Annotated in this window: 29 protein-coding genes; 10 read left to right on the forward strand and 19 right to left on the reverse strand. The window is 66.6% G+C overall.

The genetic code is table 11. The features are described from left to right. Positions 1-251 precede the first annotated feature (251 nt). On the forward strand, positions 252-2,132 hold the full coding sequence (gene prpE / locus AC5O77_RS09930; RefSeq protein WP_494506755.1) for a propionate--CoA ligase: 1,881 nt from the start codon (positions 252-254) through the stop codon (positions 2,130-2,132). Between the two features lie 149 nt (positions 2,133-2,281). Here prpE and AC5O77_RS09935 read toward each other — a convergent pair whose 3' ends face one another. The 6 genes from AC5O77_RS09935 to AC5O77_RS09960 form a co-directional block, all read right to left on the reverse strand. Further along, on the reverse strand, positions 2,282-2,734 hold the full coding sequence (locus tag AC5O77_RS09935) for a hypothetical protein (protein WP_478056826.1): 453 nt from the start codon (positions 2,732-2,734) through the stop codon (positions 2,282-2,284). Beyond that, positions 2,731-2,934, reverse strand: a complete 204-nt coding sequence (locus AC5O77_RS09940; RefSeq protein WP_111173656.1) for a PspC domain-containing protein — start codon at positions 2,932-2,934, stop codon at positions 2,731-2,733. Before AC5O77_RS09940 ends, AC5O77_RS09935 begins: the two co-directional genes overlap by 4 nt. Positions 2,935-2,999: 65 nt before the next feature. Then, complete coding sequence (locus tag AC5O77_RS09945) at positions 3,000-3,371, reverse strand: YfeK family protein (protein WP_429000102.1); 372 nt, start codon at positions 3,369-3,371, stop codon at positions 3,000-3,002. Positions 3,372-3,425: 54 nt separating this feature from the next. Continuing rightward, positions 3,426-4,493, reverse strand: a complete 1,068-nt coding sequence (locus tag AC5O77_RS09950) for a class III poly(R)-hydroxyalkanoic acid synthase subunit PhaC (protein WP_182266320.1) — start codon at positions 4,491-4,493, stop codon at positions 3,426-3,428. Then, a complete protein-coding gene (gene phaE / locus AC5O77_RS09955; RefSeq protein WP_478056827.1) occupies positions 4,490-5,551 on the reverse strand; it encodes a class III poly(R)-hydroxyalkanoic acid synthase subunit PhaE in 1,062 nt (353 codons plus the stop codon). The genes AC5O77_RS09950 and phaE overlap by 4 nt, the downstream gene beginning before the upstream one ends. A 22-nt stretch (positions 5,552-5,573) precedes the next feature. Beyond that, the gene (locus tag AC5O77_RS09960) at positions 5,574-6,188 is read right to left on the reverse strand and encodes a CDP-alcohol phosphatidyltransferase family protein (RefSeq protein WP_032130352.1); all 615 of its coding nucleotides are present in this window, start codon (positions 6,186-6,188) and stop codon (positions 5,574-5,576) included. 344 nt (positions 6,189-6,532) lie between these two features. On the opposite strand from AC5O77_RS09960, the gene AC5O77_RS09965 reads away from it, so the two are divergent. Further along, positions 6,533-7,183 carry a class I SAM-dependent methyltransferase gene (locus tag AC5O77_RS09965; protein ID WP_107432469.1) on the forward strand — a complete coding sequence of 217 codons (651 nt, stop codon included), beginning with the start codon at positions 6,533-6,535 and terminating at the stop codon, positions 7,181-7,183. A gap of 384 nt (positions 7,184-7,567) precedes the next feature. On the opposite strand, the gene AC5O77_RS09970 is transcribed toward AC5O77_RS09965, so the two are convergent. The 5 genes from AC5O77_RS09970 to ppsR all read right to left on the reverse strand — a co-directional run bounded on the left by AC5O77_RS09970 (position 7,568) and on the right by ppsR (position 11,816). Next, positions 7,568-8,932: an MATE family efflux transporter gene (locus AC5O77_RS09970; protein ID WP_478056828.1), complete on the reverse strand. Its 1,365-nt coding sequence runs from the start codon at positions 8,930-8,932 to the stop codon at positions 7,568-7,570. Positions 8,933-9,050: 118 nt separating this feature from the next. Then, positions 9,051-9,680, reverse strand: coding sequence for a DUF2239 family protein (locus AC5O77_RS09975; protein WP_478056829.1), 630 nt, complete (start codon positions 9,678-9,680; stop codon positions 9,051-9,053). Positions 9,681-9,805: 125 nt separating this feature from the next. After that, positions 9,806-10,294, reverse strand: a complete 489-nt coding sequence (locus AC5O77_RS09980; RefSeq protein ID WP_049462146.1) for an NUDIX hydrolase — start codon at positions 10,292-10,294, stop codon at positions 9,806-9,808. Between the two features lie 42 nt (positions 10,295-10,336). Continuing rightward, the gene (locus tag AC5O77_RS09985) at positions 10,337-10,846 is read right to left on the reverse strand and encodes a DUF1249 domain-containing protein (protein WP_049398213.1); all 510 of its coding nucleotides are present in this window, start codon (positions 10,844-10,846) and stop codon (positions 10,337-10,339) included. 148 nt (positions 10,847-10,994) lie between these two features. Beyond that, positions 10,995-11,816, reverse strand: coding sequence for a posphoenolpyruvate synthetase regulatory kinase/phosphorylase PpsR (gene ppsR, locus AC5O77_RS09990; protein WP_006452040.1), 822 nt, complete (start codon positions 11,814-11,816; stop codon positions 10,995-10,997). Positions 11,817-11,961: 145 nt separating this feature from the next. Between ppsR and ppsA the strand changes: the two genes are divergently transcribed. Together ppsA and AC5O77_RS10000 are read left to right on the forward strand one after the other, a co-directional pair. Further along, entirely contained in the window at positions 11,962-14,340 is a 2,379-nt protein-coding gene (gene ppsA, locus AC5O77_RS09995) for a phosphoenolpyruvate synthase (RefSeq protein WP_008267432.1), read from the forward strand. Between the two features lie 136 nt (positions 14,341-14,476). Beyond that, positions 14,477-15,370, forward strand: a complete 894-nt coding sequence (locus AC5O77_RS10000) for a mechanosensitive ion channel family protein (RefSeq protein WP_478056830.1) — start codon at positions 14,477-14,479, stop codon at positions 15,368-15,370. An 87-nt stretch (positions 15,371-15,457) separates the two neighbouring features. Here the strand turns inward: AC5O77_RS10000 and AC5O77_RS10005 are convergent, their stop codons facing one another. The 5 genes from AC5O77_RS10005 to AC5O77_RS10025 form a co-directional block, all read right to left on the reverse strand. Beyond that, positions 15,458-16,573: an alkene reductase gene (locus AC5O77_RS10005; protein WP_478056831.1), complete on the reverse strand. Its 1,116-nt coding sequence runs from the start codon at positions 16,571-16,573 to the stop codon at positions 15,458-15,460. Between the two features lie 139 nt (positions 16,574-16,712). Continuing rightward, on the reverse strand, positions 16,713-17,588 hold the full coding sequence (locus AC5O77_RS10010; protein WP_478056832.1) for an EcsC family protein: 876 nt from the start codon (positions 17,586-17,588) through the stop codon (positions 16,713-16,715). Positions 17,589-17,747: 159 nt separating this feature from the next. Continuing rightward, complete coding sequence (gene orn, locus AC5O77_RS10015; RefSeq protein WP_107431636.1) at positions 17,748-18,320, reverse strand: oligoribonuclease; 573 nt, start codon at positions 18,318-18,320, stop codon at positions 17,748-17,750. 74 nt (positions 18,321-18,394) lie between these two features. Next, positions 18,395-18,919: a tRNA adenosine(34) deaminase TadA gene (gene tadA / locus AC5O77_RS10020; RefSeq protein ID WP_032129512.1), complete on the reverse strand. Its 525-nt coding sequence runs from the start codon at positions 18,917-18,919 to the stop codon at positions 18,395-18,397. Between the two features lie 75 nt (positions 18,920-18,994). Beyond that, the gene (locus AC5O77_RS10025; RefSeq protein WP_494506756.1) at positions 18,995-19,354 is read right to left on the reverse strand and encodes a winged helix-turn-helix transcriptional regulator; all 360 of its coding nucleotides are present in this window, start codon (positions 19,352-19,354) and stop codon (positions 18,995-18,997) included. 78 nt (positions 19,355-19,432) lie between these two features. Here AC5O77_RS10025 and AC5O77_RS10030 point away from each other — a divergent pair, with 78 nt between their 5' ends. The 3 genes from AC5O77_RS10030 (at position 19,433) to AC5O77_RS10040 (ending at position 20,970) form a co-directional block, all read left to right on the forward strand. Next, positions 19,433-20,200 carry an NAD(P)H-dependent oxidoreductase gene (locus tag AC5O77_RS10030; RefSeq protein ID WP_494506757.1) on the forward strand — a complete coding sequence of 256 codons (768 nt, stop codon included), beginning with the start codon at positions 19,433-19,435 and terminating at the stop codon, positions 20,198-20,200. A 67-nt stretch (positions 20,201-20,267) separates the two neighbouring features. Further along, a complete protein-coding gene (locus tag AC5O77_RS10035; RefSeq protein WP_494506758.1) occupies positions 20,268-20,705 on the forward strand; it encodes an acetyltransferase in 438 nt (145 codons plus the stop codon). A 58-nt stretch (positions 20,706-20,763) separates the two neighbouring features. Further along, on the forward strand, positions 20,764-20,970 hold the full coding sequence (locus tag AC5O77_RS10040; protein WP_046986281.1) for a hypothetical protein: 207 nt from the start codon (positions 20,764-20,766) through the stop codon (positions 20,968-20,970). A gap of 22 nt (positions 20,971-20,992) precedes the next feature. Here AC5O77_RS10040 and AC5O77_RS10045 read toward each other — a convergent pair whose 3' ends face one another. Continuing rightward, positions 20,993-21,499 carry a GNAT family N-acetyltransferase gene (locus AC5O77_RS10045; RefSeq protein WP_494506759.1) on the reverse strand — a complete coding sequence of 169 codons (507 nt, stop codon included), beginning with the start codon at positions 21,497-21,499 and terminating at the stop codon, positions 20,993-20,995. A gap of 243 nt (positions 21,500-21,742) precedes the next feature. Between AC5O77_RS10045 and AC5O77_RS10050 the strand changes: the two genes are divergently transcribed. From AC5O77_RS10050 to AC5O77_RS10060, 3 genes are read left to right on the forward strand one after another with little or no spacing between them, the layout of a single operon-like run. Then, a complete protein-coding gene (locus AC5O77_RS10050) occupies positions 21,743-22,414 on the forward strand; it encodes a hypothetical protein (RefSeq protein WP_494506760.1) in 672 nt (223 codons plus the stop codon). Positions 22,415-22,457: 43 nt separating this feature from the next. Next, entirely contained in the window at positions 22,458-23,111 is a 654-nt protein-coding gene (locus AC5O77_RS10055; protein WP_494506761.1) for a hypothetical protein, read from the forward strand. Further along, positions 23,108-24,436 (forward strand): XVIPCD domain-containing protein, encoded by a 1,329-nt coding sequence (locus AC5O77_RS10060; protein WP_478056838.1) that lies wholly within the window; start codon positions 23,108-23,110, stop codon positions 24,434-24,436. Before AC5O77_RS10055 ends, AC5O77_RS10060 begins: the two co-directional genes overlap by 4 nt. Positions 24,437-24,490: 54 nt before the next feature. Here AC5O77_RS10060 and AC5O77_RS10065 read toward each other — a convergent pair whose 3' ends face one another. After that, complete coding sequence (locus tag AC5O77_RS10065; RefSeq protein WP_494506762.1) at positions 24,491-25,771, reverse strand: hypothetical protein; 1,281 nt, start codon at positions 25,769-25,771, stop codon at positions 24,491-24,493. 97 nt (positions 25,772-25,868) lie between these two features. Further along, complete coding sequence (locus tag AC5O77_RS10070) at positions 25,869-26,873, reverse strand: XVIPCD domain-containing protein (RefSeq protein ID WP_494506763.1); 1,005 nt, start codon at positions 26,871-26,873, stop codon at positions 25,869-25,871. Positions 26,874-26,909: the final 36 nt, after the last annotated feature.

The following is a 26,909-nucleotide window of genomic DNA, read 5'->3' on the forward strand; positions in this document are numbered from 1 at the left end:
AGATGTGTATAAGAGACAGAGCCGCATGGACGCGGCGACCGAGCCTCCATGGACGGATTTACGGCGCCCCCCGCAACCGGACCCACCCCGCCATCCCCCAGGAAACCAGCTTCTGCTGTTGCTTCGGCCTCTGCAGGTGCAGGGCTGCAAGCCCTGCAGAACAAAACCCCACCCCCTACCAAGGTAGGGCGGCCCGCGCGCCAGCGCCGGACTATTCTCGAACCCATGACTTTGTCTGGGAGGGCTGCGTCATGAACTACGAGGAAACCTACCGTCGCTCGATCGACGAGCCGGAGGCCTTCTGGGCCGAGGAAGCCAAGCGCATCCATTGGCACAAACCGCCGCAGCAGGTGCTCGACTACAGCAACCCGCCGTTCCGGCGCTGGTTCGTCGGCGGCGAAACCAATCTCTGTTACAACGCCGTCGACCGCCACCTGGCTGAGCGCGCCGACCAGCTGGCGTTGGTCGCCATCTCCACCGAAACCAACAGCGCCCGCGAGATCACCTATCGCCAGCTGTATCGCGAAGTGAACGACTTCGCCGCCGTGCTCAAGCACCTCGGTGTCGGCCACGGTGACCGCGTGGTGATCTATATGCCGAACATGGCCGAAGCCGTGTTCGCGATGCTCGCCTGCGCGCGCATCGGTGCGGTGCACTCGGTGGTGTTCGGTGGCTTCGCCGCGCACAACCTGGCGCTGCGCATCGACGATGCCAAGCCCAAGCTGCTGATCGCCGCCGATGCCGGCATGCGCGGTGGCAAGCTGATTCCGTACAAGCCGATGGTCGATGCAGCCTGCGCCGAAGCCACGTCGCCACCGCCGCACGTGCTGATCGTGTCGCGTGGGCTGGATGCCGCCGAACCACGCGTGCCGGGCCGCGATGTGGACTACGCCGAGCTGCGTGCGCAGATCGGTGAAGTCGACGTGCCGGTGCAGTGGCTGGAAGCGAGCGAGCCGAGCTATCTGCTGTATACCTCCGGCACCACCGGCAAGCCGAAGGGCGTGCAGCGCGATGTGGGGGGCTATGCGGTGGCGATGGCACAGTCGATGGAAACGGTGTTCGACTGCAGGCCGGGCCAGGTGATGTTCTCCACCTCCGACGTCGGCTGGGCGGTCGGCCATTCCTACAACGTGTACGGCCCGCTGATCGGCGGCTGCACCTCGCTGCTCTACGAAGGGCTGCCGACGAATCCGGACCCGGGCATCTGGTGGGCGCTGTGCGAGCAGTACAACGTGCGCACGATGTTCTCGTCGCCCACCGCCATCCGCGTGCTGAAGAAGCACGACGCGGACTTCATCCATCGCCACGACCTGGGCGCGCTGAAGTACCTGTTCCTGGCCGGCGAGCCGCTGGACGAACCGACCGCGCACTGGATCAGCGAAGCGCTCGGCAAGCCGATCATCGACAACTACTGGCAGACCGAAACCGGCTGGCCGGCACTGACCCTGCTGCCGGGCCTGGAGATGAAGCCGGTGCGTTTCGGCTCGCCCGGGTTCCCCAATCTCGGCTACCGGATGAAGGTGATCGACGAGAACACCGGCGAGGAAGTGGCACCGGGGCAGAAGGGCGTGCTGGTGGTGTCGCCGCCGCTGCCGCCGGGCTGCATGAGCACGGTGTGGAACGACGACAGCCGTTTCCTGCAGAGCTACTTCAGCCACTTCAACGAGCTGCTGTACAGCTCGCTGGACTGGGCGATCCGTGACGACGATGGCTACACCTTCATCCTCGGCCGTACCGACGATGTGATCAACGTGGCCGGGCACCGCCTGGGCACGCGCGAGATCGAGGAGGCCATTTCCAGTCATCCGCGCGTGGCCGAGGCGGCGGTGATCGGGGTCAAGGACGAACTGAAGGGGCAGGTGCCACTGGTGTTCGTCACCCTCAAGCAGGGGCTGGATGGCGAGGATCCGGCGCCGGTGGTGGCCGAGATGATGGCGACGGTGACGACTTCGCTTGGTGCGGTTGCGCGCCCGGCGCATGTGCACGTGGTCAATGCCTTGCCCAAGACCCGATCCGGCAAGCTGCTGCGGCGCTCGCTGCAGGCGTTGGCCGAGCAGCGCGACCCGGGTGACCTGTCGACGCTGGATGATCCCAGCGCGCTGGAGGAGATCCGCCGCGCGCTGGGCCGTTGACCTGGTAGTGGCGGGGGGGGGGGGGGGCCCCCCCCCCCCCCCCCGGGGGGGGGGGGGGGGGGGGGCCCCCCCCCCCCCCCCCCCCCGGCCCAATCACATGAAACATATTCCGCGACCAAGCCACGAGGGGCTGCGCCGTTGGCTGGAAACTACGGCCACCAGCCGTGCCCGAACCGGGCGAAATGATCGGCCGCGCGCTCGAACGGGTTGCGCGCACTCACCCCACCGCACAGCAGGTACACCGGCAGGTACAGCGGCCCCAGCACCATGTATTGGTACACGTGCGCGCGTTCGTGGTCATCCAGCCGGATCAGCGGCTCCACGCCCCACCCCGCCTGATGCGCATAGGTGCGGCAGGAAATGCCCAGGTCATGGCCGGTATGCAGGATCACGTTGCCCAAGGTGATCGCCCCGCCTGGTCCCCACGGCCAGCGATCGAACACCAGCGCACAGTCAAGGCTGCTCCAACGCAGCGTCGCCCCGCCAAGCATGCCGGCCAGTCCACCGATCAGGCCGAGCAGTGAATTGGGGGACGTCCACACCGCGCCCAGCACCTGCAGCGCGCGCAGCCAGACCGGCCGGGGCGTCACGGGAGTCTTCAATCGGCCTCGTTGGGAATCAGCAGCCACAGGATCAGGTAGACCAAGATGCCGGGGAAGGCCGCCGAGCCGATCGAGACCAGCACGAACACGATCCGCACCAACGTGGGATTCCAGCCGAAGCGATGGGCGATACCGCCCATCACGCCGGCGATCATGCGGTCGTTCAATGAACGTGACAGCGTGCGCGGCGTGGTGGTCATGGCGGTTCTCCTGGGCTACGGGAAAAAGCAGTCGAGCAAGGCTCGACTCTACACCGCCCCTATGTCTACGGAGCGCGGTGGCGCAGGGCCTGCAGGCGTGCGCCGAACCAGGCGGCTGCAGTCTGTTCAGGCTGCCCCGGGCACTGGATGCGATAGGGCTTGCCGCTCATGCTGCTCTGGCTGGCGGCGCGCTCGATGAACTGCTCGGCGCTGTCCACCATGTTCTTCTTCAGCAGGTAATCGTACTTGCGCTGCAGGTGCGACCGCGCATCGCTGCCGTCGTACCAGCTGCCATTGCGCTGGAACCGGCACTGGGAGCCGTCCAGGCTGGAGATCAGCTGGGCGATCTCCCGGCGTGCATCCGTACTGGGTGCGGCGTGGGCAACAGGTGCTGCCAGCAGCAGCGTGGCAAGCAGCAGCGTGAACCGTTGCGACATCATTATTCTCCAAGGCAGTCGAGCAAGCTCGACTCTACAAAAGCGAAGCAAGCCTTACACGTCGCGCGCCTTCAACCAGCCATCGATCGTGGCCGGCACTTCGCGCTGCGCGCGACCGGACACGTAGATGCCGATATGGCCGCCACGGAAACTGGACTCGGTGTAATCCTCGGTGCCCAGGCGTCCACGCATTGCGCGTGAGGCGTCCGGCGGCACCAGATGGTCCTGCTCGGCGTAGATGTTCAGTACCGGCAGGGTCACCTTCGACAGATCCACCGCCTCTTCGCCGATCCGCACCGTGCCGTTCATCAGCCCGTTGCCCTGGTAGAACTGCTTGATGAAGTCGCGGAACGCCTCGCCCGCCAGGTCCGGCGAATCGAAGATCCACTTCTCCATGCGCAGGAAATCCTCCAGCGCCGCCTTGTCATCGAGGATGTCGAGCAGGCCCACGTACTTCTGCACGTTCAGGCGGAACGGCTTGAGCATCAGGTAACTGGCATTCATCAGGTCGGCCGGGATGTTGCCCAGCGTGTCGACCAGCAGGTCCACATCCACCTGCCGCGCCCAGTGCGAGAGCATGTTGTCGGCGGTGTGGAAATCGACCGGGGTGACCATGGTGATCAGCTTGCCCAGCTTCTGCCGGCGCAGCGCGGCGTAGCACAGCGCGAACACGCCGCCCTGGCAGATGCCGAGCAGGTCGACCGGGCCGCCACTGCGCGCGCGCAGCGTATCGACCGCGCCATCGATGTAGCGCAGCAGGTAGTCCTCCAGGGTCTGGAAGCGTTCGGAGCGATCCGGGTAACCCCAGTCCAGCACGTAGACGTCCTGCCCCAGCGCCAGCAGCTTCTGCACCAGCGAACGGTCGGCCTGCAGGTCGACCATGTACGGCCGGTTGACCAGCGCGTAGACGATCAGCAGCGGCGTGCGGCGGGTCGGTGCCTGTTCGCCGACGAAGCGGTACAGCACCACCTTGCCGTCGCGCCAGACTTCCTCGCGGGCGGTCACGCCATAGTCCACGTCTTCCACCTGCGGCAGCAGCTTCAGCCCTTCCATCAGCTTGCGCTGCATGGCCAGGGTTTCCTGCATCAGGTCATCGGCGTTGAAGCCCAGCGGTCCTTTCATCGGTCACGCGTCCGCGTGGAAGTACGGGGCGCTGCCTTTGGTGCAGCCTTTTTCGCAGGCGCCTTCTTTGCCGGCGCGGCCTTCTTCGCGGCCTTGCGCGCGACCGGCTTCACCTTCGCCGGCGCCGGCTGTGCCACCGGATCGACCTCGCCCGTACCGGCCATGGCCGCCACCTGTGCCCGCAGGCGGCGCAGGCTGCGCTCCAGCTCGGCGATGCGGCGGTGCGCGGCGTCCATCTCACTGCGGGTCGGCAGGCCGATCCGTTCACTCATCTGTTCCACCTCGCGCTGCAGGCCGGCGCGCAGGCGCATCTGAGCGTTGCCGAGTGCGGCATACACCTGCTGGAACGGTTCGGACATGGCGACCTTGGCGTAGGCCTCCTCGGCCACTTCAATCCACAGGTCGAACATCGCGCGGGCGCTGGTCAGCTGGCTGCCCGGCTGCTCGTGCTCGGCCAGGCGCTGCTCGAACAGCGCGAAGGCCTCGTCCAGTGCCTGCTTGATCTGATCGACGTAGGCGCGTGAATGCTGCTGGTATTCCTCCTGCGCCCGCAGCAGCGCCTGCCAGCGCGCCTGGTGCTCGCGGCCGGGCCCGAACGCCGGGCTCTGCAGCCACGGACCGGCCTGCAGCTGGAACTGCTGCAGCCAGGCGGCAAACTCCGGTACAGCGGCGCCAGCGTGGGTGCTGCCACGGGCGCCCTGCAGCATCCACTGCAGCATGCCGTCGCCCTGCCCCTGCACCGCCTCGCGCCAGGCTTGTGCCACATCGGCACTGCTGGCGTCGCGGCCGGCGAAACGCGCGGCCACTTCCTGCATGGTGCCGTACCAGCTGCCCGCCTGTTCGCGGAAGCGGCGCACGGCATCTTCCGGCGCACCCTGCCCCTGCTCGGGCAACAGCTGGCCCCACCAGTCGAACAACCGCTGCCAGCTGCCGGGATCGTCACCAGCCGGTGCGCCGGGCGTGCTCGCATGGCGCAGGGCATCGCCCCAGGCGCCGAAGTACTGCCGGGCCAGGGTTTCGAAATCACTGCTGCCGGCGTCGTGGGCCGAGCTGGTCATCGCAGGCCTCCGCAGGGCTGGCTCATGGCTTGGGGATACGCAGGGTCTTGCTGATCATCAGCGACCCGGACAGGGCGAACAACAGCACCATCGGGTGCAGCTGCCACGGGCCGATCTGCCACTGGCCGAACCAGATGTTCTGGCCGATGGCATCGGTACCGGCGGCGATCGCCAGCACGATCACCAGCACCAGGCTGGTCGGGATCGGGGTGCCCTCGAAATACGCGACCTTGCCCTCGTCGCCGGCCAGCGCCTCGGCGGTGACGTTGTAGCGCGCCAGGCGGCTGACGCCGCAGCAGACGAAATAGCTCAGCACCAGCCAGTCCCAGCCGCCCTGCATGCCGCAGGCGTAGGCCAGCGCCGCCGGGGCCACACCGAAGGAGATCACGTCGGACAGCGAGTCCAGCTCGCGGCCCAGGGTGGAGCTGGACTTGCGCCAGCGCGCGATGCGCCCATCGAGGGCGTCGAAAATGAAAGCCAGCGGGATCAACGCCATGCCGAACAGCAGGTAGCCGCGCTCGCCGTCCTGCAGGAAGCGCATTGCGGCAAAGACCGCACCGGTGCCGCAGAAAGCATTGGCCAATGTGAACCAGTCGGCCAGCTGGAATTCGCGCAGCATCGAGAAGTGACGTTTCATGGGGTCTCACGGAGCATCAAGGCCCACAGGTTACCGCGAGCGCCGCCACTGGCGACAGCGCTGGCAGGCCCCAGCCTTCACCGCTCCCTCACCTGTCCTCACCGGCGGTGAATTTTTCGCCACCCATCTTGACAGCCTAGGGGGGTGGCGCCTGTCGCGGCTTATCCACAAAGTTGCCCACGCGTAATCCACACCCCCTGTGGACAACCAGATCTCACCGACTGCGACGCTGGACATTTCCTCATCACCCCGAAGCGGGGTTTCCCTACTTCCCAAGCCACAAGGTCGGCGCTATGGTCACCGGCGGACCCGCCGCCGCCACGTCCGAAACTCTGCAACGGACGATGATGATGCTGGATGCTCCCACTCTGGCCGCACAGCTGCGGCAGCCCCATGGCGAGGCCGCGCTGGCGGTGGCTGACTCGATGAACCGCAGCAACGGCGCACTCAACCTGGCCGCGATCGGGCTGCTGGCCGTCGGTACTGGCGAACGGGTCCTGGAGATCGGCCCCGGCAATGCGGCCTTCGCGCCGCTGATGCTGCGGGCCACCGACAGCCACTATCTGGGTATTGAGCTGTCCACCGCCATGGTCGAGGCCGGCAACCAGCGCCTGGCCAGCGCCGGGTTGGCCGAGCGTGCCGCGATGCGACACGGCGACGCTCATGCGCTGCCGGTCGCCGATGCCGCGATGGATGCCGCGCTGGCGGTCAACACCCTGTACTTCTGGCCGAACCTGGCGCCGGTGCTGGACGAGCTGGCGCGGGTGCTGCGCCGGGGCGGCCGCCTGTGCCTGGCCTTTGGCGACGCCAGCTTCATGCGCAGCCTGCCATTTGCTGCCGACTTCCAACTGCATGAGCTGGACGCGGTGGAGCTGGCGCTGCGGGTATCGGGCTTCCGCGTCTCGGCCTGGCGCAGCCACCGGGAATCTGCAGCCGGCAATGACGGCCAGATCCGCGAAAAGCACTTCCATCTGCTGCTGGCACAGCGGCGCTGAAGTGGTAGAGCCGGCCGCTGGCCGGCTGCCGCGGCATTCCGGATTGCCGGCCAGCGGCCGGCACTACCCAGCCTGCACCCGCCGCCAGCGAGCAACACAGAACACCCGCATCACCAGTGGTCGGCCCACCGCAGCCGCCGCAACGACGGTGATCCGACCGCGTGGTAGAGCCGGCCGCTGGCCGGCTGCCCCGGCATTCCGGATTGCCGGCCAGCGGCCGGCACTACCCAGCCCGCACCCGGCGCCAGCGAGCGAAACAGAACACCTGCATCATCAGCGGCCAAGCCCACCATAGCCACCGCACCGGGCGCGAGCCAACCGAGTGGTAGAGCCGGCCGCTGGCCGGCTGCCCCGGCATTCCGGATTGCCGGCCAGCGGCCGGCACTACCCAGCCTGCACCCGTCGCCGCCAATGCGCGAAGCAGAACACCTGCATCACCAGCATGGCCACCAGCCCCAGCGGCCACGCCCACCACAGGCCGGCCAGCCCATGCCGCGCCTGCAACCACATCGCCAACGGCAGCTCCAGCAGCAGTACCGCTGCCATGCCCAACAACGCTGGCAACATCACCGTGCCACTGCCTCGCATCACTCCGACCAGCACCGCGCTGCCTCCCATCGCCAGCACGCCCCATACCACCGTGCGCAGCTGCGATGCGGCCAATTCGCGCACCTCTGCGGCCGCAAGAATCAGCCCGGTCAGCCAGGGCGCCAGCGCCATCACCAGCAGCACCACCACGCTTAGCATCGCCAGCCCAAGCAGCACACCGGTGCGAGCGATGGCGGGCAGCCGTGCCGTACGCCCCGCGCCCATCGCGTGCGCCGCGAGGATGGTGGCGGTGATCCCCAGCGACATCGCCGGCAGTTGCACCCAGCTCATCAACTGGTTGACCGCACCGTAGGCGGCCGTGGCCGTGTAGCCGTAGCGGTTGATCCAGCCCAGCAACACGATTTCGGCAATGGCCAGGCTGAGCATCTGCAGCGATGACGGTACGCCGATGCGCAGCATCGCGCGGATGAGCACGCCATCGAAACGGATGGCACGCAGCAGCTCACGTCCCGGCGCCAACGGGTGCCCCATCCTCTGCCACCGCCACATAAGCCAGGCCAGGGCCAGCAGCGAGGCAAACGCCGCCGAGACTGCCGCACTGGCCGAACCCAGCTGCGGCGGGCCGACCCAGCCGAGGATCAGCAGCGGCGTGCACAGCAGGCCGACCACCGTGGCCAGCAGCAGCGCATGCAGCGGTGTCTTCGCATCGCCCACCGCGCGGCTCACCGCAGTGGCCAGCCACAGCAGGAAGAACACCGGTGCCGTCAGCAACAGCACGCGTGCGTAGACAATGGACTCACTGAGGACCGCTGCCGGCGTGCCCAACGCCACCAGCAGTTGTGGTGCGAAGCCGCCGCCCACAGCCATCACCAGCACCGACAGCAGCAGGATCAGCGCCACCGCGCTGCCAGCCACGGCGCGTGCCTGCTGCGGGCGGCCCGCGCCCCAGGCCTGGCCGATCAGCACCATCGCACCGGTCGCCAGGCCCATTACCAGGGCCAACAGCAGGAAGAAGACCGGAAAGAACGCAGCCGCTGCAGCCACTGCCTGTGTGCCGAGCAGATGGCCGAGGTAGATGTTGTCCAGCGTGCCTGCGGCCAGCTGCAGCGCATTGGTCAGCAGCATCGGCAGCAGCAGGGTCAGATAGGTGCGCCACAGCGGCGGTGCTGCCGGAGGTATCGGATGTACAGGGGGGCTCATGGGGTTCTCTGGGCAAGGCGCCGCCCTGCCCGGCGTTTCCGCCAGCAAAGCACGCACAGGGGAAGCGGGCCTGGACCCGCGGTCAGGTGGGGCCGTCGCTCAGCAACGGCGCGATGGCTCAGCCGTCGGCGTGGTCCGCAGGATCGTCGAAGGCCAGGCGCAGAGCGTGGGCGCACACATCCGCGGGCCAACTCCGCAACGCCGCTTCCAGGCCCGCGCGGTCATGCGCGAACAGGACACGGATCGACTCCTCGAAACCCGGCAGGTCACCGGCGATGGTCTGCAGGAAGTGATAGGCACGCTCGCTGTCACGACGCTGGCGGTCCTTGTCAGAACCGGCACGGCTGGCCGCCTCCACCAGCTTGCGCAGCACCACCGAGGCACCGCCAGGCTGCTCGGCCAGCCACGCCCAATGGCGCGGCAGCAAGGTCACTTCTCGGGCGACCACACCCAGCTTGGGGCGGCCACGGCCACGTGGGGTTGCGGGCGCCTCTTCGGCAGTGACGTCGGCATCCGTCCCCACGGCGGCGGGAAACGCTTCGTTTACCCGCGCCAGGAGTTCTGCGTCGCTGCCACGCGTATCGAAATCACGGGTGCGGCCGGTGGCGTTGTCGAACACCAGCAGCGGACCGGCAGCGTTGTCGGCACGCAGTTGCTTCAGCGCCAGCGCGGCCACTTCCGGCGTACCGGAAGCGACCAGGCGATGGCCGTCGAAACAACTGAAGGGAGGAAGTCGGGACGCAGGCATGGCAACGGCATCAGAGGCGATGCGCGAATATTGCCCGGGTAATTCTCTCCCGTCAATATTGCCCGGGTATTAATTTGCCAGAAGAGCGTGCCGACCAAAGGTTGGCAGCTACCCGATTTCCCGGCTCACAGGCGGCTGAAGGACCAGCTCACCATGCGCCCGTCTTTGTACGGCATCACGCCGTGGAACGGGCGCGGGTCGGCGTCGAACACCAGCGGCAGGAAGTTGCGGTCGCCCTCCCACATCGGCAGGGTGTCCAGCTTGTCCAGGTCCACCCACTCCAGCGTGCCTTCGTGGTTGCCGCCGTGCGGGGTGCCCTCGAATCCATCGATGACGAACACGAAACCCAGCCAATCCTCGCCGTGCTTGCCGAAGCCCGGCCAGCTGATGGTGCCGCGCAGGCGCATGCCGGTGCAGTCGATGCCGGCTTCCTCGGCGATCTCGCGGCGCATGCTGGCCGCCACATCCTCGTCCGCTTCGATCTTGCCGCCCAGGCCGTTGTACTTGCCCAGGTGGTGGTCACCGGGACGGGTATTGCGGTGGATCATCAGCACCTGGCGACGATCAGGCGACAGCACATAGCCCAGGGTGGCGACGATCGGGGTGTACGGCATGGGGCAGCATCCAGCGGCAGGTCAGCCGTGGATTATGGCCGATCAGCGCACCAGCGACAGGCGGCGCTCGGCAGGTGTGCCAGCACCGTCGGGATCGCGACGCAGGGTGGCCACGCCGTGGCCGCGCTCGGCCAGGTACTCCAGCCACTTGCCGAGGAAGGTGTTCATCCGCATGCGGTGGCTGATCAGCTCCGCCGGCGGCGGATACAGGCCCATCGTGTCCTGCCAGCGGCGGCCGACGTAGCAATGGGTGGTCTCGGCCTGGCGCGCGTCACGGTACAGACGCACATAGGCCGACGGATCCGGCTCACCGGTGACCGGGTCGGCCAGGTCGTAGGTCAGGCGCAGTTCCACCGTGTAGCGGTGGCACTCGATCACGTCCAGGCGGACATCCAGGCCGTCGCCGATCGAGGAAATGTAGCTGCCCGCCACCAGTCCGGCCGGTTCGAACAGACGCACCAGATGGCGGTAGTTTTCCGCGTACAGGCCCATGAGCCAGCTCAGCCGGCTCAGGCGGGGAATGCGTTCGGTGCGGGGCAAGGCTCGGGCCATGGGTCGATCCTACACGCTGGTGCTTCAACGTGGGGGCGCGCACGTGCAAGCCAACCCCTGGGTAGTGCCGGCCGCTGGCCGGCAGCCCTGCATCGCGGCCGAGGGTTCATCCACCAGCCGGCCAGCGGCCGGCTCTACCAGATGAGGATCAATACAGCTCGCGCTGCAGCCCCAGCGTGGCCAGCACCTTGCTGGAAATCTCCTCGATCGAGGTATGGGTGGTGCTCAGGGTCGGGATCCGCTCCATCTGGAACATCACCTCGGCCGCAGCCACCTCGCGCTTGCAGGTGTCCAGGTTGGCGTAGCGCGAGTTCGGGCGGCGCTCCTGGCGGATCTGCTGCAGCCGGTCCGGGTCGATGGTCAGGCCGAACAGCTTGCGCCGGTAGTTGCGCAGGCGTGGCGGCAGGCGGTCGCTTTCCAGGTCTTCGTCGGTCAGCGGGTAATTGGCCGCGCGCACCCCGTAATGCAGGGCCAGGTAGATGCAGGTGGGCGTCTTGCCGGCGCGCGACACCGCCACCAGGATCACGTCGGCATCGTCGTAGTTCACCGCGATGCCATCGTCATGGGTCAGGGCGAAGTTCATCGCGTTGATGCGGCGGTGGTAGGTGTCGAAATCGACCATGCCGTGCGCCTGGCCGACCCGGGCCAGGCGCGGGCTGGCCAGTTCACGCTCCAACGGCTCGATGAACGGCGCGAACACATCCAGCATCAGCGCGCCGCTGTCGGCCAGGATCAGGCTCAGACTCTGGTCCACGCAGGAGTTCACCACGATCGGCCGGACCTGGTACCGCTCCCCTGCCGCCTGGATCCGGGCACAGGCTTCACGCGCTTTTTCGGGGTCGTCGACAAACGACATGCGATCGGTAATGAAGCTGAACCCGGAGAACTGGGTAAGCAGGCTATGCCCAATGGTTTCAGCGGTGATACCGGTTCCATCGGAAACGTAGAACACCGGACGGATGGTCGACATGCGCGCTTTTACCCCCTACGAAGCCTAAAAAGGCCGCCAGCACAAGCTTGTGCCGACGGTACTCTGCCCGGCATCATATCGGCTTCTTCCTACGGACGCGGCCATTCCAGCCCGCCTCGGGCGATGGCCAAACGGAGCATCGCGCTTGAACGAGAACATCCTGTGGTTGCACGAACTGCGTCTGGCCGATCTGGCCCGCGTAGGCGGCAAGAATTCGTCGCTGGGCGAGATGATCGGCAACCTGGCCGGTCTGGGCGTTTCGGTGCCGGGCGGTTATGCCACCACCGCTGAAGCCTTCAAGGACTTCATCGCGCACAACGATCTGTCCAAGCGCATCTTCGACAAGCTGGCCACGCTGGACGTCGAGGACGTCAACGCGCTGACCGCAGCGGGCAAGGAAATCCGCACCTGGGTGATCGATGCCCCGCTGCAGCCGCAGCTGGACCAGGACATCCGCACCGCCTACGCCCAGCTGAGCGCCGACAACGGCGGCGGCGACGTGGCCGTGGCCGTGCGTTCGTCGGCCACCGCCGAGGATCTGCCGGATGCCTCCTTCGCCGGCCAGCAGGAAACCTTCCTCAACGTCACCGGTGCCGACGATGTCGTGCACAAGGTCAAGGAAGTGTTCGCCTCGCTGTACAACGACCGTGCCATCGCCTACCGCGTGCACCACGGTTTCAAGCATGAGGACGTGTTCCTGTCCGCCGGCGTGCAGCTGATGGTGCGTTCGGGCGTCGGCTCCTCCGGCGTGCTGTTCACCCTGGACACCGAGTCCGGCTTCCGCGATGTGGTGTTCGTCACCTCGTCCTTCGGCCTGGGCGAAATGGTCGTGCAGGGCGCGGTCAACCCGGACGAGTACTACGTCTACAAGCCCACCCTGCAGGCCGGCAAGCCGGCGATCCTGCGCCGCTCGCTCGGCAGCAAGGCCATCCGCATGGTGTATTCGGATGTTCCGGGTGAGCGCGTCAGGATCGAGGACACCCCGGCTGAACTGCGCAACACCTTCTCGATCAGCGACGAGGACGTGCAGGAACTGTCCAAGCAGGCGCTGGTCATCGAAAAGCACTACGGCCGCCCGATGGACATCGAGTGGGCCAAGGACGGTGTCAGCGGCAAGCTGTTCATCGTGCAGGCGCGCCCGGAAACGGTGAAGTCGCGCAGCCATGCCACCCAGATCGAGCGCTTCGCGCTGACCGAAAAGGGCGGCAACGTGCTGGCCGAAGGCCGTGCCGTCGGTGCCAAGATCGGCTCGGGCGTGGCCCGCGTAGTGAAGACGCTGGACGACATGAACCGCGTGCAGCCGGGCGACGTGCTGATCGCCGACATGACCGATCCCGATTGGGAGCCGGTGATGAAGCGCGCCTCGGCCATCGTCACCAACCGTGGTGGCCGTACCTGCCACGCCGCGATCATCGCGCGCGAGCTGGGCGTGCCGGCCGTGGTCGGTTCGGGCAACGCCACCAAGGTCATCGAAGATGGCCAGCTGGTCACCGTCAGCTGCGCTGAAGGCGATACCGGTTTCATCTACGAAGGCAAGCTGGGCTTCGAGCGCACCACTACCGATCTGGGCAACATGCCGCCGGCACCGCTGAAGATCATGATGAACGTGGCCAACCCGGAACGTGCCTTCGACTTCGGCCAGCTGCCGAACGCCGGCATCGGCCTGGCCCGCCTGGAAATGATCATCGCCAGCCACATCGGCATCCATCCGAACGCGCTGCTGGAATACGACCGCCAGGATGCGGCAACCAAGAAGAAGATCGACGAGAAGATCGCCGGTTACGGTGATCCGGTCAGCTTCTACGTGGACCGCCTGGCCGAAGGCATCGCCACCCTCACCGCCTCGGTCGCACCGAACGCCGTGATCGTGCGCCTGTCGGACTTCAAGTCCAACGAGTACGCCAACCTGATCGGCGGCAGCAACTACGAGCCGCACGAAGAGAACCCGATGATCGGCTTCCGCGGCGCCAGCCGTTACGTCGACCCGAGCTTCTCGGCCGCGTTCGCGCTGGAATGCAAGGCCGTGCTGCGCGTGCGCAACGAAATGGGCCTGGACAACCTGTGGGTCATGATTCCGTTCGTGCGCACCCTGGAAGAAGGCCGCAAGGTCATCGAGGTGCTGGAACAGAACGGCCTGAAGCAGGGAGAGAACGGCCTGAAGATCATCATGATGTGCGAAGTGCCGTCCAACGCACTGCTCGCCGATGAGTTCCTGGAGATCTTCGACGGCTTCTCGATCGGCTCCAACGACCTGACCCAGCTCAGCCTGGGCCTGGACCGTGACTCGTCGATCGTCGCGCACCTGTTCGACGAACGTAACCCGGCAGTGAAGAAGCTGCTGTCAATGGCGATCAAGTCGGCGCGTGCCAAGGGCAAGTACGTTGGCATCTGCGGCCAGGGCCCGTCCGATCATCCGGATCTGGCCGAGTGGCTGATGCAGGAAGGCATCGAGTCGGTGTCGCTGAACCCGGATACGGTGGTCGATACCTGGCTGCGCCTGGCCAAGCTGAAGGCCAACGGCTGAGACCGTGATTGCTGAGGGCTGACGTCGCTTTCATCGGCGCCGGCCCATACTTCAGCTGCATGCAAGCCCCGCCTCTGCGGGGCTTGTTGTTTATGGCGTCTGCGCGCGCCACCTCCCCCGCTGCAAAGGAGCCCGCATGCTCGCCACTGCCCCACCCGCCCCCGCCGCAACGCCCTGGTTCCACTCGCTCGACTGGCAACATCTGCTGGAGACCTACGGCGTGCCATTGCTGGCCGCGATCGTGGTGCTGCTGGTCGGCATGTGGGTGGCGCGACGCCTGTCCAACGCGATGCCACGCGCCACCGCGCGCATGGGCGTGGACCCGATGCTGGGCAATTTCCTGCGCAACGTGGTGTACGCCGCGTCGCTGGTGATCGTGGTGGTGCTGGCAATCGGCACGCTGGGCGTGCAGATCACCCCGCTGCTGGCCGTGCTTGGCACCGCCGGCCTGGCGGTAGGCCTTGCACTGAAGGATTCGCTGTCCAACATCGCCTCGGGCGTCATGCTGGTGACGCTGCGCCCGTTCCGCGTGGGCGATGTGGTGACAGTGGCCGGACAGACCGGCACGGTGCGCGAAGTGCGCATCTTCCAGACCGTCATCACCGGTGCCGACAACCAGCACACCACCATTCCGAACACGTTGATCACCGCTGCGCCGATCATCAACCTGACCGCCGAGCCGACCCGCCGCGTCGAACTGGTGGTGGGCATCGGCTATGAAGACAACATCCAGCTGGCGCGCGACACCGCGCTGGCGCTGATGAAGGCCGACCCGCGCGTGCTACAGACACCGGCACCGGATGTGGTGGTGTATGAGCTGGGTGCGCACGCGATCAATCTTGGCATCCGCTGCTACGTGAAGTCGGCCGACTGGTTCGGTACCAAGGTCACGCTGCTGGAACAGCTCAAGCTGGGCTTCGACAAGGCCGGCATCAACATCCCGTATCCGCAGCAGGACATGCACCTGTACCTGCACGGCAAGGATGGCGGCGTGGTCGAGGCCGACGCGCTGGTGCGCGACAAGCCCTGATCCCAAACAGAAATGCCGGCCAGCGGCCGGCACTACCCTGCCCCGCGCACCCTGGTAGTGCCGGCCGCTGGCCGGCAACCTCCAGGATCAGGCGGCGACGCTTTCTTCCAGCGTCGCGTAATCGGTGAACCCGACCGCACCACCGCCGAAGAACGTCGCCCGATCAGGCGGGTTCAATTCCGCCCCCAGACGCAGGCGCTCCGGCAGGTCCGGGTTGGCGATGAACGGGCGGCCGAAGCCGATCAGGTCGGCCCAGCCTTCGGCCAGTGCCTGCTCCGCGCGTTCGGCGGTGTACTTGCCGGCGTAGATCAGGGTGCCCGGGTAGACCATGCGCAGTGCCTGCTTGAACGCCACCGGCATCAGCGGTGCGTCGTCCCAGTCGGCCTCGGCGATGTGCAGGTAGCCCACGCCCAGCCCGCCCAGCAGGTGTGCCGCAGCGAGATAGGTGGCCTGCGGCGTGTCGTCCACCGCGCCCTGCAGGGTGGTCAGCGGCGCCAGGCGCACGCCAACACGCTCACCACCGGCCACCGCCACCACCGCCTCCACTACTTCACGCAGGAAGCGCAGCCGGTTCTGCAGCGCGCCTCCGTAGCCGTCGGTGCGCTGGTTGGCCTGCGAATCGATGAACTGGTTGATCAGATAGCCATTGGCACCGTGCAGCTCGACGCCATCAAAACCCGCCGCCAGCGCGTTGCGGGTGGCCTGCGCGTAGTCGGCGATGATGCCCGGAATCTCGGCCTCGGCCAGCGCGCGCGGCATCGAGTGCTGGATCATCTCGCCCACGCCCGCTTCCGGGCCGGCGCCGGTGGGGTCGACAAACACCTTCACGCCCTCGGCCAGCAGCGCCGACGACGACACCGGCGCGGCACCACCGGGCTGCAGCGCGACGTGCGAGACCCGACCCACGTGCCACAGCTGGGCGTAGATGCGACCGCCGGCAGCGTGCACGGCGTCGGTCACCTGGCGCCAGCCCTGCACCTGCTCGCCACTGTGGATGCCCGGGGTCCAGGCGTAACCCTGGCCCTGCGGGCTGATCTGGGTACCTTCGCTGACGATCAGGCCCGCGCTGGCCCGCTGCGCGTAGTAGGCGGCCATTTCCGCGGTGGCAACGTTGCCGTCGGCAGCGCGCGACCGGGTCATCGGCGGCATGACGATTCGGTTGGGCAGGGTCAAGGCGCCCAAGCGGTGGGAGGTGAACAACATGGCGGACATCTCTTGCGGGGGGAGTGCCAGCAAGAATGGGGACCGCCTGCGAAGGGCAACAGGCGTGTTGTGGCAAAACAGTTGTGCCCGGCAGGCAAGGATGGCCATGCATGAAGGCTCATCCATGCATGGCGTGGATCTACTCCAGGCTGGGTTCCATCCTGATCGTGCCATGCGCCACGCGGTCATAGCACGTGCGCACCACGTCTTCGCCGTACTTGCGCTCCAACCGGCGCACGATGAAGTGGCCGCGCGCCATGTCCTGGTAGTAATCGGTGAACATCGTATTGAGCGTCGCACCGGCAGCGGCACCCACGATCGGCACCGCCTGTGCGGCGAATTTCTCGGTGACCACCACGCCGAAGCGCGCCGCCACCTTCTCCACCATCTTCGCCAGCAGCTTGCCAGCCTCCTTCGGTGCTACGCCCAGGGTCAAGTCGCGGCCGGTCACCACGCGTCCGGCCAGCTCGGCCGACAGATGGCGCATCACATCGGTGGTGAAACCCCGGGCCAGGTAATAACCAGTTTCGCTGGCGTCATCGCGCGGCGAGTTGCCGCCCAGCGCGAACACCTCCAGGCAGGCCTGGCGGGTACTGAACTCGGACAGATCAAAGCCTTCGCTGCGAGCCACGTCGGCCACCGCGCGCATCATGATGGTGGTCGACACCGGCAGTTCGATGAACAAGGCCGCAAAGCCGAACGCCCCGCCGACCGCACCGGAGGTCGCTGCGGCCAGCTTGTGCCAGCGGGTGGACGCCCCCTTGCCGGGGGTGTTGTCCATGCTCCACAGCGCCGCCTGCGCCGACTTGGTCAGCGCCGCCTGCACCGCGCCGTGGATGCGGTTGGAGACCGAGCTGGGCAAGGCCTTCACCGCAAACTCCAGCGGCGTACCGACCAGATTGGCCATGCGCGCGGTCAGGGTCGGCGCTTCCAGCAGGGCCATCGCCCGCTGCAGGTCAGACCAGTCGCGGGCGTCATGGGCAATGTCGCGGGGAAGCAGGATGGGCTCGTTCATGGCGCCGATCTTAGCGCCAGGGAGTTGAACGGAGGGTAGTGCCGGCCGCTGGCCGGCAACCTGATACACCTCACGAAGGCCGCTGAATTGCCGGCCAGCGGCCGGCACTACCAGTTCGCGTGTCACCCGGTAGCGCCGGGCCATGCCCGGCGTCGTTGTTCAGGCAACCGGCAGCCCCGACAGCGCGCCCATGAACTGGCGGTAGTGACGCAGCTCGGCGATGGAGTCATGCACATCGCTCAGCGCGGTGTGGTTGCTGTTCTTGCCAACGCCAGCGGCCACGGTCGGCGCCCAGCGCTTGGCCAGCTCCTTCACCGTGGACACGTCCAGGTTGCGGTAGTGGAAGTACTTCTCCAGGCGCGGCATCTGGCGGTGCAGGAAGCGGCGGTCCTGGCAGATCGAGTTGCCGCACATCGGCGAGAGGCCGGCCGGGATCCACTGCGCCAGGAAATTCACCGTCTGCGCTTCAGCTTGGGCAAGGGTCACCGTGCTGTCCACCACACGCTGCCACAGGCCCGAACGGCGGTGCTGGTTGCGGTTCCACTCGTCCATCGCTTCCAGCGTTTCCAGCGGATGGTGGATGGCGAATTCCGGACCTTCGGCCAGCACGTTGAGCTGGGCGTCAGTGACTACGGTGGCGATCTCGATGATCGAATCGTTGTCGGTATCCAACCCGGTCATTTCCAGGTCGATCCAGATCAGTCGTTCGTTGGCCGCGCCGTTGTCCGCCATGTGTCGCCTCGTTGCTGGGCAGGCGCGCGGCCTACCGGTGATGGGAAGAGGCGCCCATCATACCCGTTCGCCCCTCAGCCCTCGCTGGCGTGGTCTTCCAGCAACAGCGGCGGCTTGCCACGCTTGGCGCGGAAGTAGTTGGTCAGGCGCATGCTGGCTTCCTTGGCCAGTACCCCACCGTGGATCTCCACCCGGTGGTTGTGGCGGGCATCGCCAATGAGGTCGAACACGCTGCCGCAGGCACCGGTCTTGGGGTCGCTGGCACCGTAGACCAACCGTGCAACGCGCGCGTGCACGATCGCCATTGCGCACATCGCACACGGCTCCAGGGTCACATACAGCGTGCTGCCAAGCAGGCGATGGTTCGCCAGCAATTTTCCGCCCGCCCGCATGGCCACGATCTCGGCGTGTGCGCTGGGGTCATGCGAGGCGATGTTGAGGTTCCAGCCCTCGCCCAGCAGTTGGCCGTCGGCACCGACCAGCACTGCACCCACCGGGATCTCGTCGAACTCGCGTTGTGCGCGCTCGGCCAGCGCCAGCGCGTGGCGCATCCAGTGTTCGTCGGTGTCGTGCACCGGCACACCCAGGGCGTCGGTCATGGCGGTTCTCGCGTGTCTGCAGGGCCAGAATGGCCGCCGGGGCCGCATTGTACGCCCGCAGCCGTGCAGGCGCCGCTAGCGCGCGTCGAAGCGCTCGCGGGCAGCGTCCAGGGCCGGGAAATTGTGCTCGGCCCAACGGTCCAACGCGGTCAGGGTGTCTACCAGACTGCGCGCAACCTCGGTCAACCGGTACTCCACGTGCAGTGGCTTGCTGCCCAGATCGCAGCGCTCGATCAGGCCGTTGCGCTCCAGCTGCCGCAGGGTCTGGGTCAGCACCTTCTGCGAGATGCCTTCGATCTTCCGCAGCAGCGCACCATTGCGTTGCGAGCCCTCGGCCAATGCCGGCAGCAGCAGCATCACCCACTTGCCGGAGATCAGTGCCAGCGCATCGCGCGCCGAGCAGTCGGCGGCATAGACATCACCGGGAAAGGCCATGGTTACCTCAAAGTGCGTAATTGCCGGGGCATGCCGGCATCGCGAGGATGGTCGCACATCCCAATACGCCCGTCCCTCATGCGCGCCCTGATCCTGCTGGCCCATCCCGAACCCCGTTCCTTCAATGCCCACCTGGCCGTGCAGGCGGCCGAGCAGCTGCGGCACGACCACCTGCAGGTGGAGGTGGTCGATCTGTATGCAGAAGGCTTCGATCCGCTGGAAGCGGCCTGGCACCATCCACGGCGCCTGCAGCCCGAGCGCTTCGATGCCCAGCGCGAACAACGCTACAGCGCCGAACACGACCAGTTGCCCGCCGATGTGCGGCATCACCTGCAGCTGCTGCAGGCCGCGGACCTGGTGATCCTGCAGTTCCCACTGTGGTGGTTTGCGGCGCCGGCCATCCTCAAGGGCTGGCTGGACCGCGTGCTGGTCTACGGGCCGATGTACAACAGCCGGCAACGCCACGAGCGCGGCGTGATGCAGGGCAAGCGTGCGTTGCTGAGCGTCACCACCGGCTCTTCGGCGCGGGCGTGCGCGGTCGATGGCCGCGAAGGCGATACCCGGCTGTTGCTCTGGCCGTTGATGTACAGCCTGCGCTACGTCGGCTTCGAGGTGATGGAGCCGTATATGGTGCACGGCGTGCGTTCAGGGCTTGCAGCGGAACGCATTCAGGCCCACGACGAAGCATTGCTTGCAGCCACCCTTTCCTACCGCGAGCGACTGTCGCGATGGCGGCAGTGGCCGACCGTGCCCTTCAACAACAGCGAGGACTTCGAGGATGGCGTGGTGCTGTGCGCGGAAGCGACTGCCTACAGTCCCTTCATCCGCCATCGCAACGCCGGATGAACCCGCACCTGCAGGCACGGCCGGAAAGCTTCACAATGCGTATTCCTGTAAGCACCTTGGTGAACATATGACCACCCTCCGTCCCTCTCGCGCCGACGACGGCGCCGCGCTTGTCGATCTCTGGCGCCGCGCCGTCGACGCCACCCACGACTTCCTCAGTACCGAAGACCGCCAGGCCATCGATGCCGAAGTGGCCGCTTTCCTGCCGCAGGCGCCGATGACCGTCGCCGTCAATGCACAGGACCAGCCGCAGGGATTCATGCTGATCGACGGCACCCACATGGAAGCACTGTTCATCGATCCGGACGTGCGCGGCACCGGTATCGGTCGGCAGCTGTTGCAGCATGCACTGGCCCTGCACCCGCAGCTGAGCACCGACGTCAACGCACAGAACGCGCAGGCCGTGGGCTTCTACCTGCGCATGGGCTTTGTCGAAACCGGTCGTTCGCCGCTGGATTCGCAGGGCCGCCCGTATCCGCTGATCCACCTTCGGCATAAGGCCTGACATCCGTTGGCAGCAGCTGCGTGTTAGCGTGGCTGCTTTCGATCAAGGAATGCCGTGCATGGATGGTGCAAAAGCCCTGTTGACCCTGTTTGCGCTGGGCATCAGCCTGGTCTGGATCCTGGTGCCGTTCGCCATCTTCGCCGTGCGCAATCTGCTGCGTGAGGTACTTGTCGAACAGCGCCGTACCAACGCACTGCTCGAGCATATCGGCGGCTACCGCATTCCCAAGCCGCAACCCGAACCGACCGTCTGGCGCGCGCCCTGAGCGGGCGCACGCCCGCCGTGGCTCAGGCTGTCGCCTCGAAGGCCGGTGAGTACTGCACCTCGCCCTGAGCCAGCGGAGGCTGCAGGCAAAGCGCCTGGAAATACTCCGCCGGCACGCCCGGCAGCACCAGGCCCGGCTCGGCACGGAAGCCGAAGCGCCCGTAATAGGCCGGCTCGCCCAGCAATACACAGCCATGTGCACCCTGCTGACGCAGTGCTTCAAGTGCGGCGCGCATCAGGGCCGCACCGATGCCCTGCCCCTGCCACGCGGGCACTACCGAGATCGGGCCCAGACCAAACCAGCCCGTGCTGCCATCGCTGACCCTCACCGGCGACAGGGCAATGTGGCCGACCACCTGGCCCTGAGTTTGGGCGACCAGCGAAATGCTCAACTCCCCGCGGGCGCGCAGGGCGTCGACGATGAACTGCTCGGTGTGGCTGCTGTGCGGGGCTCCGCGGAAGGCGGCCTCGGTGAGCGCATGGATGGCGGCGTGGTCGGCTGTGGTTTCGGTGCGGATCATGCAGTTCAAGAGAACGCCTTTGATAACGTGATGAATGCGTGAATTATTGATTTACGTCGCAGATTCAACCGCGAGCAGCCCCTGCCAGCAAGGCCAACGCGACGCCCGAATCCCCTGTGCTGCAATCGATTCGCCGGAATACACCGCATCGGGCGCGTCAAAAAGCCGTCGCGGCGGTGGCGCAGCGTTCCTGACACGCTCCATAATCGAGAAACCTGTCACCCAGGAAGGATATATGGACATGGACGCACGATGCAGGATCAGGCCATGGGAGTAGCGCTACCTGAAAGGAAAAGGCAGCCGCTGCTGGCGTTGCTCGCCCTTATCCCACTGGCCGCATGCTCGCCCTATGCTGATGCCGAGCGCGACGTCGCCGCTGGTGGGCGCGGCCTGGCCAAACTCAACCCGTCACCGCAGCAAGGCTACGAGCTGGTGCTGACACTGAAGGATGCCCCCGGTCCCTTCGCGGTGGTCGAGGGCGTTGCCCAGTACGACGCACGCAACTATGCAGCATGTGGGCGGATCGTACCTGCAACGGGCACTGCGGGCCGCATCACCAGTCAGGAACCTATCGCACTGCGCCAGGTGGGCGAGAACGAATACCGCGGCACGTTCTACCTCGACCGCATGCAGGACGAGGATTACTACGGGCGTGGTGTCTGCCATTGGGCGCTGACGGGAGTCGGTGCGATGTTGCGCGCTACGACCGGCGAGACGGATACGCGATTCCTGACGTTCATCGACAAGGAGCGCATGGACGCGGGGAGCCCATTGACTCTCTATTATCCGAGGGTTGCCTATCCTCGCGCGGAGCTTGCTGCCAACTATCCTGCCAGCGGCAAAGAGAATCCTTCGGAGTACAAGGAAGAGCTGCGCGACGCGCTGTTCTTGACCACCACCGCTGTGCAGAAACTCGCGCCATGAGCTGCCGGCTCAACCATCCCTCTACCCCCCAAGGAGGCCGACATTGCGCTACAAGATGATCCCGTGCCTTGCTCTGCTTCTATTGACCGCCTGCAATCCGGAGACCGCCATGAACCAGGAACGTGCCGCTGCTGAAGCCGATGTCGCCCAGGGTGGGCGTGGCCTCGCCAAGCTCAACCCCAGCCCGCGCAAGGCCTATGAACTGGTACTGCGCCTGAAGGATGCACCCGGCGATTTCGCACTGGTCAAGGGCGTAGCGCAGTACGACGTCACCAACGAAGACCAGTGCGGCCACATCGAGCCGGCCACCGGCACAGCCGCACGTATCACCAGCCAGGAACCGGTGGAGCTGCGCAAGGTCGCTGAGGGCGAGTACCGCGGCACGCTGTATGTGGACCGCATGCTGGATGAGGACTACTACGGTCGTGGCGTCTGCAAGTGGGAGTTCACCGGTGCCGGGGCAATGCTGAAGGCGACGGGTGCCGAAGAAGAGACCCGCTTCCTCACTTTCGTCGACGCCAAGCCGCTGACCGAAGGTGGCGCCCATACGCTCTACTATCCGGATCTGGTCTATCCGAAGGCAGACCGCGTTCCCAACTTCCCAGCCAGTGGCGAGCCCGATCGCAGCAACTACGCCCCTGATCTGCAGGACAAGCTGTTTACGATCACCCTCTCCGCAAGTGAGGTGGCGCCGTGACCATCACCTCTCAGGACTACGCCGCGTTATCCAATGACGCCTACAAGGATCGGGCCGTCGGCCGACGTGAACCCGGCCAAGAAGAAAAAGTCACGTTAAACGGCCATGAGTACAAGATACTTGAGCATGTCAACAATCGTCTCAACGGCTATCAGGGCACCGTCTATCAGCGCGTAGACACCAAAGAGATCGTCATTGCGCATCGTGGCACCGAGCAGATCGCTCGCGATGCGATTCTGACCGACGGCGGCATGGTGGTTGCGCGCACCAACGTGCAGGCGCCTGACGCGATTGCTTTGACACAGAGGACGCTCGAAGGCGCCGCGCTTCAATCCCGCTTGAACGGTGTGCCCGCGCCCCAGGTCACCGTCACAGGCCACTCCCTCGGCGGTGCCCTGGCCCAGATCACCTCGCACCACTTCAACGTCAAGGGCGAGACCTTCAATGCCTACGGCGCGGTCAGCCTCAGCTACCGCATTCCTGAAGGCGGCAACACCATGATCAACCACGTCATGGCCTCCGATCCGGTCAGCGCTGCCTCGCCGCACTTCGGCCAGGTCCGCATCTACGCCAAGCCCGATGAAATCAAGACGCTCGCGGCAAACGGCTTCAGCAATCACGCCCTGCGTGATCTGATTCCAGACCGTCCGATCATCGCGGCCACCAGCTCATTCGGCGCGCACAAACTGGGCAACTTCCTCAACGACGGCTCGGTGCTGAAGCACCCGGAAACGCAGAAACTGGCGAAAGACAACGCCAAGATGATCGAGGAGTACCGCGACGACGTCGAATCACTGCGCCGCGGTGTTACCCGTGCAGCACGCGGCATCCCGGGCGGCGCCATCGATCTGTACGACCACATCCGTGGCCCGCTGCAACCCGGTGAGCCGGCCCGTCGCGAGGCGGAGAAGAACGGCCATCACACCAGCATGCTGCGCATGGACGATGCCAATCACCTGGGCAACCCGCTGTTCAACGACGCGATCCGTGGCGTGCATGCGCAGGACGTTCGCGTCGGCCGCGTGCCGGATGTGATGAGTACGCAGTTGGCCGGTAGCCTGGCGGCGGAGATGCACGCTGCAGGCGGCAAGCGCATCGACGAGGTGGTGATGAATGCCGACGCCTCGCGCAGCTTCGCGGTGCAGGGTCTGGGCGGCGACCCGGCGCATCTGCGCGTGTCGGTGGACACGGCCGTGGCGATGAACACCCCGCTGGAGCAGAGCAGCCAGCGGATTGATCAGCAAGCTGCGGGACAGCGCTTGGCACAGGACCGCGATCAACAACTGGAACAACAGCAGAACCAGACCCGCAGCATGCAGGCCTGATGAACAGCGCGGGAGCCGGTCAATCCGGCTCCCGCGTCACTTCGGCCCTCTGCCTCAGGGGCTGGAGGCCGCGACCGGCGCGGACGCACCGGCGGTCACGAACAGATCCGGCCCGGAATCCGGGAAGCCACCACAGGCGCGATCGCCCGGTGCTACCGGATCACAGGGCCACTGCGCCCGCGCGACCTTCTCACGCAGCTCGAAGCGATCCCCAGTCCAGACCACGAAGGCCAGGTGCTCGCGGTTCCAGTCACTGTAGGCACGCGGACCGACCTTCTGCGCCGTCTCCGGGTACTGCACGAACCAGCGCATGGCCGGGCCGTACTGCAACTTGCTGTGGTCCAGGCTGATCCGGCCGTCGCGCGACAGCTGCCGCGCACGATCGGCCTCCGTCACCTGGGGCATGGCCGGCATGGCATCGGCGGTCACATCCCTCGGCGCGGCGTCCCCGCGAACCTGGTACACACGCTGGGCCACATAGGCCTCGCGGCAGTCACCCGCTGGCACACGTACCGGCTCCGCGCCGTACTCATCGCGGTTGGCGACCCGGTCGCTGCAGGTGAACGGTGCCGACACCAGGTAGAACGTGCTGTCGGCGTCGCGTCCTTCCAGCGAACGCACCCAGATGTCGCCCATCCGCGCGATGAAGTCCGGGCGCTGGCCGTAGCCCGGCACCGCCTTGAACCAAACCTTCTGTTGCACCTCACGCTCGCGCCAGCTGCGCGGCAGGTGGATGTCCTGCTGGGGCAGCGCGACCAGCAGCGCGGCCAGATGCGCCGGCATCGTGCCCTGGCAGGCGCCGATCAGCAGCTCGCCCTGGGCCGCCAGCCGCCCAGCAAGATCCACCGGGCAGCGGGCACCAAGCGCACGCTCGGTCGCCTGCTCGGGCGGCAACGGCGCGATGACCAAGGCGGGTGGCGCGGGAGCTACCGCCGGGACGGCTGGCTCGACGACAGCAGGCGGTGCAGCGACAGGCGCCGCCGCTGCGGGTGCAACGGGCACAGGCGTCGGGTCTGCAGCCGGCGCCGGCTGCGCGTCCACCACTGGTGTCGCAGGAGGTGTCACGGCCGCCGGTACATCGGGAGCCGGCGCCGCGACAACGGCTTCGGTGGCCATGGGCGCTGCAACAGGTGCCATCCCTGCAGGCTCGTCAACGATCGCCTCGGCGGCGATGGGCGCCTCCACGACGGGCGCCGCTGTCTCCTGAGCCTGAGCCTGAGCCTGTGCCGACGCTGCGGCAAGTCCAAGTGACAGCAGCCAGAGCGGCGGCAGGCGGCGCGCGGATGCATCGCAGCGAGCAGCGACGTGCCGGGCATTCGAGGGAACGATTCGCATGTGGTGTCCTTCCGAGTGGGTTTCCATGTCGGCGCCACAGGGCGCCACGCGTCGTACGTAAAGCGCCGGCGGGTCCCCTGCCCGCCGGCATCAGGTGTTACAGGGATCGAGAACGCTGCTCCTGCTCGCGGGCGAGCGCGGCCGCCGGGTCCTGCTGGGCGACACTGGCAGCCAACTGCTGGCTGCTCTGCGCCAGCGGCTGCTGGGCGGCCTGCTCCCGGTCAACGGACGCACGCAGCATCGCCGGATCTCCCAGCGCGCCCTGCACCGCAAACAGCGTGCGCCCGTCGTTGCCCGCCAGCAGATGATCGATACGCGACAGGCCGGCCTTCTGCGCGCTCAACGCCAGTGCGCCGGCGGCATTGTCCAGTTCCTGCTCACTGCGCAGTCCGCTCTGCGCCCCCATCTGCTGCAGGTGCTGGCGTGCCCCCTGGAACAGGGCGTGTCCCGGCTCGCCCGGCTGCGACATGTCGCGGGCAACACTCTGCGCTGGCGCACCGACTTCGCCTCGATCCAGTCGCGCCATCACGTCCGGCGTCAACTTATGTTGCCAGACCTCGAAGCGTTGCCGGCGTGCCTCGATGCCATTGAGCGCGCCATTGAGCGCATGCGTTGCTTCGCGCACATCCTCGCGCGCCGCCTCCGGCACTCGCGTCTGCCACTGCCAGACGGCAATACGGCCTGCGTGCTCGGGTTGCGCGGCCAGCTCCGGGTGATTCACCAGGTCCAGATCCAGCGCCTTTCCGGCACGCTCGTAATTCTCCTTGCCAACCAGCGGGAGATAGCCGCGGCCGTGGTACTTCAATGCGTCGCCGGGCGCATCGTTGCCCATGCGCCCGCCGTACATCAGCTCGGCAAGATTCTCCGGGCTGCCACGCAGCGCTTCCTGGCGGGCGCTCTCCAGCGCAGCGTTGCCATTGCGCCACGCAGCTTCCACCGGGATCTGCGAGATTCCCCGGGTGAAGTTGAAACTTTCATTGAGCCGGCTCAAGCCGCGCGACTCGTGCCCTGCCTGGGCCATGAAATTGGCCAGTTCAAGCGGGGAGTCGATGCCGGCTTTGGTCGCCTGCCGCAACAGCTGCGACTCTCTATCGGTCGACACAGTGCAACTCCTGAATCTTCATCAGCGCGGATTCCC

The organism is Stenotrophomonas sp. INTA L402-1 (genome assembly GCF_059295135.1).